The sequence below is a fragment of the Actinomadura physcomitrii genome (assembly GCF_008923205.2).
Taxonomy (GTDB): Bacteria; Actinomycetota; Actinomycetes; order Streptosporangiales; family Streptosporangiaceae; genus Spirillospora; species Spirillospora physcomitrii.
In genome coordinates, this window is the sequence record NZ_WBMS02000010.1 from 63,287 (window position 1) to 76,273 (window position 12,987).

General features: G+C 69.6%; 10 protein-coding genes. 4 read left to right on the forward strand and 6 right to left on the reverse strand.

The features are described 5' to 3' along the window. Positions 1-17 precede the first annotated feature (17 nt). The 4 genes from F8568_RS14780 to F8568_RS14795 form a co-directional block, all read right to left on the reverse strand. On the reverse strand, positions 18-1,418 hold the full coding sequence (locus F8568_RS14780; RefSeq protein ID WP_151594119.1) for an aldehyde dehydrogenase family protein: 1,401 nt from the start codon (positions 1,416-1,418) through the stop codon (positions 18-20). Beyond that, entirely contained in the window at positions 1,418-2,209 is a 792-nt protein-coding gene (locus tag F8568_RS14785; RefSeq protein WP_151594120.1) for an SRPBCC family protein, read from the reverse strand. The genes F8568_RS14780 and F8568_RS14785 overlap by 1 nt, the downstream gene beginning before the upstream one ends. Before the next feature lie 77 nt (positions 2,210-2,286). Then, on the reverse strand, positions 2,287-3,858 hold the full coding sequence (locus tag F8568_RS14790) for a class I adenylate-forming enzyme family protein (protein WP_151594121.1): 1,572 nt from the start codon (positions 3,856-3,858) through the stop codon (positions 2,287-2,289). A 266-nt stretch (positions 3,859-4,124) separates the two neighbouring features. Further along, on the reverse strand, positions 4,125-4,778 hold the full coding sequence (locus F8568_RS14795; RefSeq protein ID WP_151594122.1) for a TetR family transcriptional regulator: 654 nt from the start codon (positions 4,776-4,778) through the stop codon (positions 4,125-4,127). 103 nt (positions 4,779-4,881) lie between these two features. On the opposite strand from F8568_RS14795, the gene F8568_RS14800 reads away from it, so the two are divergent. Genes F8568_RS14800 through F8568_RS14810 form a run of 3 tightly spaced genes read left to right on the forward strand, consistent with a single transcriptional unit; the run spans position 4,882 to position 8,563 of the window. Continuing rightward, complete coding sequence (locus F8568_RS14800; RefSeq protein ID WP_151594123.1) at positions 4,882-5,361, forward strand: (2Fe-2S)-binding protein; 480 nt, start codon at positions 4,882-4,884, stop codon at positions 5,359-5,361. Beyond that, positions 5,358-6,365 (forward strand): FAD binding domain-containing protein, encoded by a 1,008-nt coding sequence (locus tag F8568_RS14805; protein ID WP_151594124.1) that lies wholly within the window; start codon positions 5,358-5,360, stop codon positions 6,363-6,365. The genes F8568_RS14800 and F8568_RS14805 overlap by 4 nt, the downstream gene beginning before the upstream one ends. After that, positions 6,362-8,563: a xanthine dehydrogenase family protein molybdopterin-binding subunit gene (locus tag F8568_RS14810; RefSeq protein WP_151594125.1), complete on the forward strand. Its 2,202-nt coding sequence runs from the start codon at positions 6,362-6,364 to the stop codon at positions 8,561-8,563. The genes F8568_RS14805 and F8568_RS14810 overlap by 4 nt, the downstream gene beginning before the upstream one ends. Before the next feature lie 34 nt (positions 8,564-8,597). Here F8568_RS14810 and F8568_RS14815 read toward each other — a convergent pair whose 3' ends face one another. Both F8568_RS14815 and F8568_RS14820 read right to left on the reverse strand, forming a co-directional pair. Next, the gene (locus tag F8568_RS14815; protein ID WP_202124962.1) at positions 8,598-10,295 is read right to left on the reverse strand and encodes a feruloyl-CoA synthase; all 1,698 of its coding nucleotides are present in this window, start codon (positions 10,293-10,295) and stop codon (positions 8,598-8,600) included. A gap of 478 nt (positions 10,296-10,773) precedes the next feature. After that, positions 10,774-11,454 carry a TetR/AcrR family transcriptional regulator gene (locus F8568_RS14820; protein ID WP_151594127.1) on the reverse strand — a complete coding sequence of 227 codons (681 nt, stop codon included), beginning with the start codon at positions 11,452-11,454 and terminating at the stop codon, positions 10,774-10,776. Between the two features lie 353 nt (positions 11,455-11,807). Between F8568_RS14820 and F8568_RS14825 the strand changes: the two genes are divergently transcribed. Beyond that, entirely contained in the window at positions 11,808-12,896 is a 1,089-nt protein-coding gene (locus F8568_RS14825) for an NAD(P)-dependent alcohol dehydrogenase (protein ID WP_151594128.1), read from the forward strand. Positions 12,897-12,987: the final 91 nt, after the last annotated feature.

A 12,987-nucleotide genomic window follows, 5' to 3' on the forward strand; every position in this document is an offset into this window, starting at 1 on the left:
CAGGGCTGCGACCTCGGTCACAGTTGCACCGCCTTCACCTCGAGGACGTCGTCGATTCCGTAGTCGCCGATCTCCCTGCCGAGCCCGGACTGCTTGTATCCGCCGAACGGCGCCCGCGGATTGAAGGGGGCGGCGTTGACGTCGATCTGGCCGGTGCGGATGCGCGCCGCGTAGTCGAGCGCCCGGTCGGTGTCCTGGATCCACAGGGCGCCGCCGAGCCCGTAGATCGAGTTGTTGGCGATCTCGATGGCGTGGTCGTCGGAGTCGGCGGCCAGGATCGACAGCACTGGACCGAAGATCTCGTCCTGCGCCAGTGCAGAGTCCGGATCGACATCGCTGTAGACAGTGGGAGTCACGTAGTAGCCGCGCTCAGGCAGTTGCCCGCCGATTCCACCGGCCACCAACTCGGCGTCGGCGGCCAGATACCGCTGCACCTCCTTGCGCTGGCCGGCGGAGATGAGCGGGCCGAGCCGGCCGCCGGGGATGTACTTGGCGGCCTCCTGTTCCGCGAGCTCCTCGACTCTGCCGATCCTGCCGCGCGGGACGATGAGCCTTGACAGGGCGGTGCAGGTCTGCCCGCCGTTGAGGTAGCAGTTGGCCACGGTGACCTTCACGGCCTTGGCGAGCAGGTCGTCGGAGACGTTGGACAGCACCACGCTCGCCGACTTGCCGCCGAGCTCCAGGGTCACGCCCTTGACCGTCTCGGCGGCGGTCGCGGCGACCTGCCGACCGACCAGAGTGGAGCCGGTGAACGAGACGTGGTCGACGTCCCTACTGCGGGTGAGCCGGTCGCCGATCTCCCGGCCGCCACCGGGAACGAGGTTGAAGACCCCCGAGGGGAATCCGGCCGCATCGAACGCGCGGGCCAGCTCGAACGCGGCCAGCGGGGTCAGCGTCGCCGGTTTGAGCACAACGGTGCAGCCCGCCGCGATCGCCGGGACCACCTTCACCACCACCTGGTGCAGTGGCAGGTTCCAGGGGGTGATCGCGGCCACCACACCGACCGGCTCGCGCAGGATGATCGAATGGTCACGGCGAGTCTGGAACGGGAACTCGGCCAGTGCCTCTGCCGTCTTCTCGATCACGCCCAAGGGCACCTGCACGTGCAGCCCGCGCGCGAGCTTGGCCGGCGCGCCCAGCTCACGCTGGATCAGTGATGCGAAGACGTCCGCTCGCTCCGAGAGCACATGATGGAGGCGGCGCAGCAGGCGAACACGGTCGGGAACCGGCGTCGCGGCCCATGCCGGGAACGCCGCCCTCGCGGCGGCGATCGCGGCGTCGGCCTCCGCACCGTCCGCCTGGGCCACCACACCGCAGATCTCTTCGGTGGCGGGGTTCTCCACCTCGATTTCGCCTCCGGCCCCGGGTATCCAGGCGCCGTCGATGTAGAGCGCCGGTTCCCTGATCAAGTCGGTCATCAGCGATCACCCTTCCGGTGGTGTGCGATGGCGGGAGCGACCGGTGCGGCCGGCAGGTTGATCACCAGCGTGGCGGCGGGGACCGCAGGCCTCCGTCTGAAGGCCGCCACCAGCACCGTGATCAGTGCCGCCACCGCCGCTACCGCTCCGGCCGCCGGCAGGGCGCGGCGCAGCAGCACTCCGCCCAGCCCGGCCGTGAGATCCAGCGGCTCGACGTCCGAAGCCGCGGGATCGGCGACCGCCGCCACTGCGAGGTCGCCCGTCCCACGCACTCCGGCGAGCCCGTTGCCGTTCGCTACGGCAGGACCTGGCCGCTCGGGCGGGGTGCCGGCTTCCTGCGCGACGCCGGAGCGGGCAACAGCGACTTCCAGCCGCTCGACGAACTGCCCCAGCAACTTGTTGCTGATGTCGGCGATCACACCGCGTCCGAACTGCGCCGCCCTTCCCGACAGTGCGAGCTGCGTCCGCACCGAAACGAGGGTCGCCGTTCCCTGCTCGGCGAGGGTCGCGGTGACGGTGGCCGCCGCGTTGCCCTGTCCCCCGACGTCCCGTCCCTCGGCGCGGATCACCGCACGGTGCACCTTGTCGTCACGCTCGACGAACCGGGCGGTCCCGGTGTAGCTGACCGAGACGGGGCCGACTTTGACCTTGACCAGGCCGCGGTACTCGTCCCCGTCGACATCGACCACGGAGGCCCCGGGCAGGCAGGGCGCCACGCGCTCCAGATCGGTGAGGAAATGCCAAGCGTCGGCCACCGGGAGGTTCACCGTGAAGGTGTTCGTCAGTTCCACATCTCCGCCTACTAATTATCGTTAGTTAGTACGATAGGGGCAGGCTACAGCAAGGGTCAACCGTGGTCTGGTCTGGGTCAGCCCTGCTCGCCGCCGGCCGGCGGCTGGAGTCCTTCCGCCAGCCGGTGGCGCTGGATCTTGCCGGAGCCCGTGCGCGGGATGTGGTCCACCTCGACGAACCTCTCAGGCACCTTGAAGGACGACAGCCGGCGGCGGCATTCGGCGACCGCGGCGGACACGTCCAGGGCACCGGGCCTTTCCGGCACGACGAAGGCGACCGGCACCTCACCGAGCTCGGGATGGAGCCGACCGACCACCGCCGCGTCCGCGACGCCCGGAGCGTCGAGCAGAACCAGCTCGATCTCCGCCGGGTAGATGTTCTCGCCGCCGCGAATGATCAGTTCCTTGATACGGCCGCTGATGGTGATGAAGCCATTGGCGTCGCAGCGCGCCAGGTCACCGGTGCGGTACCAGCCGTGGCGCAGCGCCTCCGCGGTGGCCTCCGGCCGGCCGTGGTAACCCGCCATGACGAGCGGGCCTTTGACCCACAGCTCCCCTTCTCCGCCGGCTTCGACGTCATCGCCGGTCATCGGGTCCACCAGGCGCACCGCCACCCCGGGGAGGGGCAGCCCGCACGACCCCATCACCCTCCCGCCGGTCGGCCAGTTCATCGTGACCATGGTGGAGGTTTCGGTGATCCCGTAGCCCTCCAGCAGCCGCACGCCGAAGACCTGCTCGAACGCCTCGTTCAACGGGCCCGGCATGATCGCTCCTGCCGAGACGCAGAGCCGCAGCCGCCCGGTCCGCACCGGGCCGTCCCCGGCTGCGTTCAGGAGGTACTGGAACATGGTGGGAACCCCCGGCAGCACCGTGTACGGCCCATCGTCCAACTCCTCCAGAACCCTCGTCGGCGAAAAGCCGCCCAGTATCCGCTCGCTGGCCCCAACGGCGAAGACGCCGAGAACGCAGAGCACCAGTGCGTAGGAATGAAACAGCGGCAGCGGACACAGAACGCGATCATCAGCCGAAAGACCCACGATGGGCGCCCAGCATGCCGCCACCACCCACAGGCAGCCGCGTTGGGTCAGCAGCACTCCCTTGGGCCGACCGGTGGTGCCCGAGGTGTAGAGCATCCAGGCCACGTCGTCCAGACCGAGGTCGTCCGAAGCGGGCAGGGCCGGAGCACTGCACATGAGCCTCTCGTAGGAGACCGTTCCGGCGGGAGGCGTGTCGTCGGTGACGACCAGGATCGGGATGGCGCCCGTCGCAGTCCGCTGCGCGAGCAGGGCCCGCACCGCCTCGACGTGCTCCCCGTCGGTTATCACCGCCCGCGCACCGCTGTTGTCGAGCATGTATCCGATCTCGGGAAGCGCGGCGCCCGGGTTGACGCACACACCGACCGCGCCGCAGCGGGGGGTCGCCAGGTAGCTCTCCGCCGTCTCCACCCGGTCGTCCATGTAGATCAGCACCCGGTCACCACGTGCGACCCCGAGGCTTCGCAGATGGCCGGCCAGCCGGGCGGTGCGGCGCTCCAGATCGGCGTATCCGACGGAGCGCCGGTCATCGCGGAAAGCGACCTTGTCGCCGAACCGCTCCGCCTGTTCGGCCAGCAGGTGGGGGACGGGCTGAATCAGTTCCAGTCTGAGCACGGAACCTCCCACTAACGAACGATCGTTAGTATGGGAAGGTAGCAAGTGGTGTACCTCACTTCCACGGACAGGACGGACATTCGTGCGACAGACGCCGCCCGCTGGAAGCTCAATGCGGAAGCGTCCGCGACACTCCCGTCAGGCGCGGGCAGATGCCGATGGCGCGACTTCGCGCTCTGGGAGGCACCGGTTCCGGACCGGCCGACGGCTGTCCTTCACCGGAGTGCCGGGGGAAAGACGTCGCGACGCGCCGATCCGGCGATCGCTCAACGGAGGGTCGGGAGGCCGGCGGCGATGGCGGTGAGCATGCGCTTCATCGCGGGTTCGAACGGGACGCCGGCCGCGGCGGCCAGGGCGGGCTCGCGGTCGTAGAGTTCGGCGATCACGGGGGGCGGGTTCGCCGCGGGATAGAGCAGCGAGGCCAGCGCCGCGGCCGCCGCGACAAGTTCGCGTGCCTCGTTTCCGGTGAACTCAGGGCAGGCCTGCGCGACGGCCTTGGCGAGCGTGAACTGGACGTCCAGGGTGACGAGTTTGAACCGGCGGGCGGCTTCAATGGTGACGTTGTGCTCAAGGGTCGTCACGGTGTGGCTGAGCAGCTCGCAGAACAGCGGGCGCTCGGCCAGTGTGCCCGTGAGCGTGTCGATCAACGTGTCCGGGGCGGGCGAACCGGCCAGCCGGTCGAGGACGGCCCGCTCCCAGTCCTTCCACTCCTGCGCCGCGAGTTCCAGGTAGATCTCCTCGCGCGTTGCGAAATACCGCGCGAGGTTGGATTTGGCCATGCCGGCGGCTTCCGCGACGCCGCCGAGACTCACCTCGCGCACGCCCGATCGGATCGCGAGCTCGCGTGCGGCGTCGAGAATCGCCGCGCGGCGCTGTTGCTTGTGCTCGGGACGCCTGGCCCGCAGAAACGCCTTGGTCATGTCCTCGACATCATACGTCCCCACGGTTTAGAGGACGCCGTCCGCTTGTTAAGTGAACGGCGTCCTGTTAACTTCGAGCCCACGGGCGGGCGAAGGAGGCAGGGTGGAGATATCGCTGCGGATCAACGGGTCCGCCGAGACGCTGGAAGTCCAACCGCAGGTGAGCCTGCTCGACGCGCTGCGTGACCAACTCGGCCTGACCGGCACGAAGAAGGGCTGCGACCAGGGCGCGTGCGGCGCCTGCACAGTCCTCTCCGACGGTGCGCGGATCACCTCGTGCCTGGCGCTGGCGGTGCAGTACGAGGGGCACGAGATCACGACCATCGAAGGCGTGGACCACCCGCTGCAGGAGGCGCTCGTCCGCGCGGACGGCCTCCAGTGCGGCTACTGCACACCGGGCCAGATCTGCTCGGCGATCGGCATGCTGGCCGAGCACAAGGAAGGCATGGCAAGCGCGGTGACCGAGGACGACGAGGTCGATGAGCTGGACGAGGAGGAGATCCGCGAGCGGATGAGCGGCAACCTGTGCCGCTGCGGCGCCTACAACGGCATCGTCGAGGCGATCAAGGAGGTCGCCGGATGATGCCCTTCTCCTACCTCAGCGCACCCGATGTCGAGACGGCGCTGCGCGCGGTCGCCGACGACGAGGACACCAAACTCCTCGGCGGCGGGACGAACCTCGTCGACCTGATGCGCGAGGGGATCGAAAGGCCCGCGAAGGTCGTCGACATCACTCGCCTGCCGCTGGGCGAGATCAAGAACCTGCCGGACGGCGGAGTCCGGGTCGGCGCGCTCGTCCGCAACAGCCGGCTTGCGGCCGACCATCTCGTCAGGACCCGCTATCCGGTTCTGACGCAGGCGGTCCTGCACGGTGCGTCCGCGCAGTTGCGGAACATGGCGACCGTCGGCGGGAACCTGCTGCAGCGCACCCGCTGCCTGTACTTCTACGACGGCGCCGCCGCGTGCGGCAAGCGTGAGCCCGGCAGCGGCTGCGACGCGATCGGCGGCTTCTCCCGCAACAGCGCGATCCTCGGCACGAGCGAGCACTGCATCGCGGCGCACCCCTCGGACATGGCGGTGGCGCTGGCGATGCTGGACGCGGTCGTCGAGGTGCGCAGTGTCCGCGGTACTCGGCGCGTCCCGATCGCCGAGTTGCACCGGCTGCCCGGCGACACGCCCCATGTCGAGACCACGCTGGCCACCGACGAGCTGATCACGGCCGTCGAACTGCCGGCGGTACCGGTCGCGGCGAACTCGCGCTACCGCAAGGTGCGCGACCGCGCGTCCTACGCGTTCGCGCTCGTCTCGGTCGCCGCCGCTCTGGGAGTCGAGGACGGGACGGTCACTGCGGCCAGGCTCGCGCTGGGCGGTGTCGGGACGAAACCGTGGCGCGCCACCGAAGCCGAACGGGTGCTTCTCGGCGAACCGGCGACCGACGAGGGCTTCCTGCGGGCCGCCGACGCCGAACTGGCCGCCGCGGCGACCACACCGCACAACCATTTCAAGGTCGAACTCGCGCGGCGCACGATAGTGGCGACGCTGCGGCGGTTGGTCCCCGACGGCCGAGACGAGGAGAGCACGATATGACCACGGCCCAGAAGCCGACCGGCGCCGTCGGAAAGCCGCTCGATCGCGTCGACGGGAAGACCAAGACGACCGGCGCGGCCGAATTCGCCGCGGAGCACACCTACCCGGGCCTCGCGCACGCCGCGCTCGTCCACGCCACGATCAGCCGCGGCCGGATCACCGCCCTGCACACCGACGACGCGAGCGCGGTGCCCGGCGTGATCACCGTGCTCACCCACCGCAACGCCCCGCCCCTCGAACCGGTCCCCAAGACAAGTCCGCTGGACCTCAGCTCGATGGTCTCCGGCACCTCGGTCGACTACCTGCAGACCGACGAGGTGTACTGGGACGGGCAGCCGATCGCGGTCGTCGTCGCCGAGAACGCCGCCGCGGCGAACCAGGCCGCCGCGCTCGTCCGCGCCGAGTACGCCCCGTCCGAGGCCGCGGTCGACTTCACCGGCGCCGAAGCGAACGCCCGCCCGCAGCCGAGCAGCCCCATCATGCCCGCCGGTGCGAAGAAGGGCGACGCGGAGGAGGCGCTCGCCGCCGCACCGGTCGCCCTCGACCTGCGCTTCACCACTCCGCCGCACAACCACAACGCTCTCGAGCCCCACGCGACCGTGGCGGTCTGGGACGGCGACCGGCTCACCGTTCACGAACCGACTCAGGCCATCGACTGGTTCCGTGCGCACCTCGCGGCACGCTTCGGGCTGCCCGCGGACGACGTGCGCGTGCTCTCCCCCTTCGTCGGTGGCGGCTTCGGCGGCAAAGGGGCGGTCTGGCCCGGCACGATCCTCACCGCGCTCGCGGCCCGGGCCACGGGCCGGCCGGTCCGCCTGGCGCTCTCTCGTGAAGGCGTCTACCGCACCGTGGGCGGACGCACCCCCTCGATCCAGCGGGTGGCTGTGGGCGCATCCCACGACGGCAAGCTGACCGCGCTGGTGCACACCAGTGTCACCCGTACCGGGCGAGTGGGCGGTTTTCCCGAGCCGGTCACCACTCAGTCCCAGCACCTTTACGCCGCCGAGAACATCCTCCTGGAGCAAAAGCTCGTGCGGCTCGACCTGCTGCCGAACATCCCGATGCGGGCACCGGGCGAGGCGATCGGCACCTTCGCGCTGGAGTGCGCGATCGACGAACTCGCCTACGAACTCGACATCGATCCCATCGAACTGCGCCTGCGGAACGAACCCGAGGCGAACCCACTGGACGGCAAGGAGTTCTCGCTCCGGACCTTGGCCGAGTCCTACCGGCAGGGAGCCGCGCGGTTCGGCTGGCACGAGCGGACCCCCGAGCCTCGCTCAATGCGAGACGGCCGCTGGCTGGTCGGGATGGGTGCGGCGTCGGCGTACCACCCGGCGGGCTACTTCACCGCCGACATCACGGTCCGGCTCTCAGCGGACGGGACCGTCCTGGTGCGGTGCGGTTTCCAGGAGATCGGCACCGGCGGCGCGACGGCGCAGGCGCAGATCGCGGCGGACGCGCTCAGCGTGCCGTTCCAGGCCGTCCACGTCGAGTACGGCGACTCGGCACTGCCGAAGGGACCATTCGCCGGCGGCTCCATGCAGACCGCCACCGTCGCGGCCAGCCTGCTGGAGGCATGCAAGAAACTGAAGCGATCCCTGCGGACCATGGCGCGGCGCACAGGGGGCGACAGCCACGAGGAGGTCCTGCGCCGGGCGAACGTCCCGCATATCGAAGCCAAGGTCGGATCCAGCACGCAGCTGGGGCGCAAGTCCGACCAGGCGCGATTCATGCTGCGTCTCGCGCGCGACCGGCGGCGCTGGGTAAGGGCGTCGACGGGTGCGCATTTCTGCCAGGTCCGCGTCGACCCCGACACCGGCGAGGTCCGCGTCACCAGGTGGACCGGCGTCTTCAGCATCGGCACGGTGGTCAACCCCAAGAGCGCGGTCAGCCAGCTGCGCGGCGGCATCGTGATGGGCCTCGGCATGGCCCTGTCCGAAGAGACCCTCGTCGACCCCCGTACCGGCCGCATCATGAACCCGAGCCTGTCGGAGTACCACATCCCCGTCCACGCCGACGTCCCGCCGATCGACGTGTCCTTCCTCGGCACCCCGGACCCGACGATGCCGGGCGGTATCCTCGGCGCCGGCGAACTCGGGATCACAGGCGTTGCCGCGGCCGTCGCCAACGCCGTTCACCATGCGACCGGCAAACGCGTCCGCGACCTACCGATCAGCGTGGACAAGCTGCTCTGAGGCAGGAACGGAGCGCTCCCGACGCCGCACGGTCTCAGCGGGCGGCCCCAGGGTGATCCAGCGGCGCGGCCGGCAGGATGACCGCCTCGGCCACCGGCTCGCTGTGCAGCAGGCGGACCAGATCGGCACGACGGTCCAGGACCGCACGCTGGTTGATGTACCCCTTGTCGGTGATCTCCCCGTCGGCCAGCGAGGCAGGCTCTTCCAGGACGAGGGCCCGAGCGACCTTGCGCGAGGTTCCCGCATCGGCGGCGTTCAGGCGGGCCAGAGTGGCCGCCAGGGCGGCGCGGATCTCGGCGGATCGGGCGGAGGGTTCCCCGGAGCCGGCCAGCGCCTCCGTCCTGGCCGGGTTCAGCCAGACGAGGGCGCCGATATAGGGCCTGTCCTGCCCGGTGAGGACGGCATCGGCGAGAAGGCCCTCGGACGCGTTCAGCAGTTCCGAACGCAGCGTACCGGCGCTCACCCACGTCCCGGTGTCCAGCTTGAAGTCCTCACTGATCCGCCCGTCGAACACCAGCCCCTTCCCCGGATCGGCATCGTCGACCATGCGGACGGCGTCACCCGTCCGGTAGTAGCCGTCTTCGTCGAACGCCTCGCGGGTCCGGGCGGGGTCGTTGAAGTATCCGGGCGTGACGGACGGCCCCTTCACACGGATCTCCATCTTCGGGCCGACCGGCGCCAGTTTGATGGAGACGCCTGGGAGCGGGAGGCCGATGCAGTCGCTGCGACCCGAGGCGAAGTACGCCGACGTCGCGGCAGGAGCGGTCTCGGTGCATCCCCACGACGTCGTCATCGTGGCGTCCGCGCCGACCGATGCGGCGACCGCGGTGATGCCGTCCCAGATCTGCTGGGGCAGGGCCGCCGCCGCGAAGAAGACAAAGCGCATGCGGGAGAAGAACGCCTCGGCGAATTCACGGTCCCTTTCCAGATGCGGTAGCAGCGACGCGTACCCGGCGGGCACGTTGAAGTACACGGTCGGCCGGACCTCCGAAAGGTTGCGCACCGTCCGCTGGACGAGGTCGGGAGCCGGCCGGCCGTCGTCGACGTACAGGCTGCCGCCGTTGGCGAGGGCGAGACCGACATTGTGGTTCCCGCCGAAGGTATGGCTCCAAGGCAGCCACTCGAGCATGACCGGAGGCTCGTCGGCGACGAACGGCCAGATCTGCCGCAGCATTTGCTGGTTGGCGCACAGCATTCGATGAGTGTTGACGACTCCCTTGGGCAATCCGGTCGAGCCCGAGGTGAAGAGAATCTTCGCGACGGTGTCGGCGTCCACCGCGGCGCACCTGTTCTCCACCTCGGGAGTCGGCGTGGTGGCGGCCCATTTCCGGAACTCCTCACGTCCGGCGAGGATCTGTCCCCCGCTCACCGCGAGGGCGCCGGCGTACGCCTCGGCGTCGTCGGCGAAGACGACGGCCGGTTCGACCAGGCCGGCCATGGCCCTCAGTTTGGCGTGCGCCTGGTCGAGCAATGAGTAGGCGGTGCTGACCGGCACGACGGGCGAGCCGACGGTGAAGCACGCCAGCGTCAGCAGCAGGTGCTCGATGCCGTTGCCGGAGAGGATCATGACGGGTCGGCCGGCCGCCCCGCGGTCGAGGAGCGCCTGCGCGAGGCCATCCACCGTCCGCAGCGCCGCCCCGTAGGCGATTCGGCGCCACTCCTGCCCGGCGCGGTCGGCGACCAGCAGGCGGTCGGGGTGCTTTCGCGCCGTCTCCCGGAAGGGCGTCGCCATGTTCTGCGCGTACGGCCCGAGCGGCAAGGCCGACCTCAGGACCGTCGAGCCGTCCGTGAGACGCTCTGCAACCGTCCTCGGCATCGCGAACAGTTCCATCACTTACCTCCGGGCCGTGCCTGACGATCGAAGTGTCGTCAGAAAGCGTGACATTCGTGGGACCTGGCGTGGGACTGCATGATCGTCAGCCGGTGACTCGCACGGCCGGCGCACACGCGTCGGCACCGGCCGCCGTCAATTCCATGGCCCTAATACTAATTAACGTTAGTTAACATCGTAGGAACGAGGCGCCACCAGGTCAAGGGTCAGTGAAAGGGGCCCGAGAGCAACGATGCCGTCGGCGAGGGAGGGAGGGGTACCGGTCGTCGAGCCACAGAACGGCCGGATCGCGCCAAGCAGGGACCAGGGCACAGGTGAGGGCGGGTCCTCCGCACCGTCACACCGGCTGCCTCGCTCGGGGCGGCACCGCGATCGGCTGCTATCCCTCGCTCGCCGTTCGAGGTTCCCCCGAGCCGCTCTCCGTGCGACGCGTCGACACCGTCCCCTGCCAGCCGACCCCTCGCAGCACCAAGTCCACGACCTGAGCCACCAGGGGTTCGGGGTTAGCGGCGAGTTGCGCCCGCCGGGTGTCGGGGATGAGCAGGATCCGGTGCACCAGCGTGCCCGCCAGCGCATCCATGATCAGTGACGGCGAGACATCGGGCGGCAGTTCGCCGCTGTCGACCGCGGCGAGCACGATCTTGCGTCCGCCGATGATGGTGGACTGCCTGACATAATCCAGAGCCTCGCCCAACTCATCCGGGTAGATCTTGGCGTCGACCAGCGCCCGGATGCTCGCCATACCGTGCGGGCCGAGGAAGCGGTTGATGAGCCGGTTGGCCGTCTGAGTCAGGTCCCGGTACAGCGACCCGGTGATCTCGACCGGGCCGGAAGTGCGCAGCGAATTGATCGCCGCGGCGAACAGATCCTGCCTGGTGGGCCAGCGGCGGTAGAGGGCCGCCTTACCGACCCCGCCCCGCCGGGCCACCGCGTTCATGGTGAAACCCGCCCAACCGACCTCGCTGTAGACCTCCAGCGCCGCGCTGAGCACCCGGGAGTCGATCTCCGGGTCGACGGGGCGGCCCGGCCGCCCGCGAGGAGGGGTGCTCATGCGCGCCATCCTGCCACGACCGCGACTTCACTCGATCAGCGGCCAAATACGGACCAGTATCGTCCGATACTGGACTCGGGGGCCACCGGCGGCACCGCAACCCGCCATGACACACCACCACAGAAGCCCCTAGATCGCCCATTTCGGACCGATGTACACAAGATCCGTTGACGCCATCCGAGCCGTCCATTATCGTGTGGCGAATTACAGACACTATCTGTCTGAATCATGATGGAACCCATCATCAGCCGACCCCTCCGGGAGGTAGGGCGCATGAAGGTGACCATGGAAGAAGGACGTTGCGCGGCGTCTGCCGAGGCCGTCCCTGTCTGCCCGACCAGGGTCCTCGCCAAGGCCCTGACGTGAAGACCCGCGCAGCCGTACTACGCGACCCCGCGAAGCCCTTCTCCGTCGAAGAGATCGATCTGGCCGATCCGGGACCTGGAGAGCTGCTGGTCGAGATCGCCGGAGCCGGGGTATGCCACACCGACCTGACGGCCCGTGAGCCCGGTACCGCCAGAAACGCGCTGCCGGCCGTGTTCGGGCACGAGGGCTCCGGAGTGATCCGGGAGATCGGCCCCGGCGTGACCGGTTTCGCCCCCGGCGATCCGGTCGTGTTGAGCTATGACAGCTGCGGCAGGTGCAGGCAATGCCTTTCCGCTGCGCCCTCTTACTGTGTCGAGGCCGCGCTCCGCAATCTCACTGGGCGTCGCTCCGACGGAGGGCATGCCGGAACGGATGCGGCCGGGCTGCCCCTGGGCACCCGCTGGTTCGGTCAGTCCAGTTTCGCCGAGTACGCCGTCGCGACCGCACGGAACGCCGTCAAAGTCCGTGACGACGTGCCGCTGGAGCTCCTCGGCCCGTTGGGTTGCGGAGTGCAGACCGGCGCCGGGACGGTGCTGCTCGGGCTGGGCGTGAAGGCCGGGCAGAACGTGGTGATCTTCGGGGCGGGCGGGGTGGGGCTGTCCGCGGTGATGGCCGCCGTCCTCACCGGGGCCCGAACGGTGGTCGCCGTCGACCTGCACCCCAAGCGCCGCGAACTCGCCCTCGAACTGGGGGCCACGCACGTCGTCGACGGCGCCGACCCCGAGGTGACCGCCCTTGTCCGAGCCGCCACCGGTGGGGCCGAGGCCGCGATGGACACCACCGGGGTACCGGCCGTCGTAAAGGCCGCCGTCGAAAGCCTCGCCACGGGCGGCACCTGCGCCCTGGTGGGGGCTTCTCCCGCCCCGGTGACCCTGAGTCCGCACGAGCTCAGGGGAAAGAAACTCACCTACCTGCTGGAGGGCAACGCCGTCCCGCAGCTCTTCATACCGCAGCTGATCGGGCACTGGCAGGCCGGCCGTTTTCCCTTCGACAAGCTCATCCGGCGCTATCCGCTCGACGAGATCAACCAGGCTGAACGAGACTGCCACACCGGCGAGACCGTCAAACCCATCCTCATCCCGTGACCACGAGCGCCACCCCTGGAGCCTCCCCAGGGGACGAAGGCCCGCTGGCGGCACAGGGCTGATCCGCTGTCAGCGGCCTGCCCAGTGGGTC

Coding starts and splice junctions, on each gene's coding strand:
- F8568_RS14780 (WP_151594119.1), bottom strand. CDS start 1,418: ATGACCGACTTGATCAGGGAACCGGCGCTCTACATCGACGGCGCCTGG.
- F8568_RS14795 (WP_151594122.1), bottom strand. CDS start 4,778: ATGACCAAGGCGTTTCTGCGGGCCAGGCGTCCCGAGCACAAGCAACAG.
- F8568_RS14805 (WP_151594124.1), top strand. CDS start 5,358: ATGATGCCCTTCTCCTACCTCAGCGCACCCGATGTCGAGACGGCGCTG.
- F8568_RS14810 (WP_151594125.1), top strand. CDS start 6,362: ATGACCACGGCCCAGAAGCCGACCGGCGCCGTCGGAAAGCCGCTCGAT.
- F8568_RS14815 (WP_202124962.1), bottom strand. CDS start 10,295: ATGGCGACGCCCTTCCGGGAGACGGCGCGAAAGCACCCCGACCGCCTG.
- F8568_RS14820 (WP_151594127.1), bottom strand. CDS start 11,454: ATGGCGCGCATGAGCACCCCTCCTCGCGGGCGGCCGGGCCGCCCCGTC.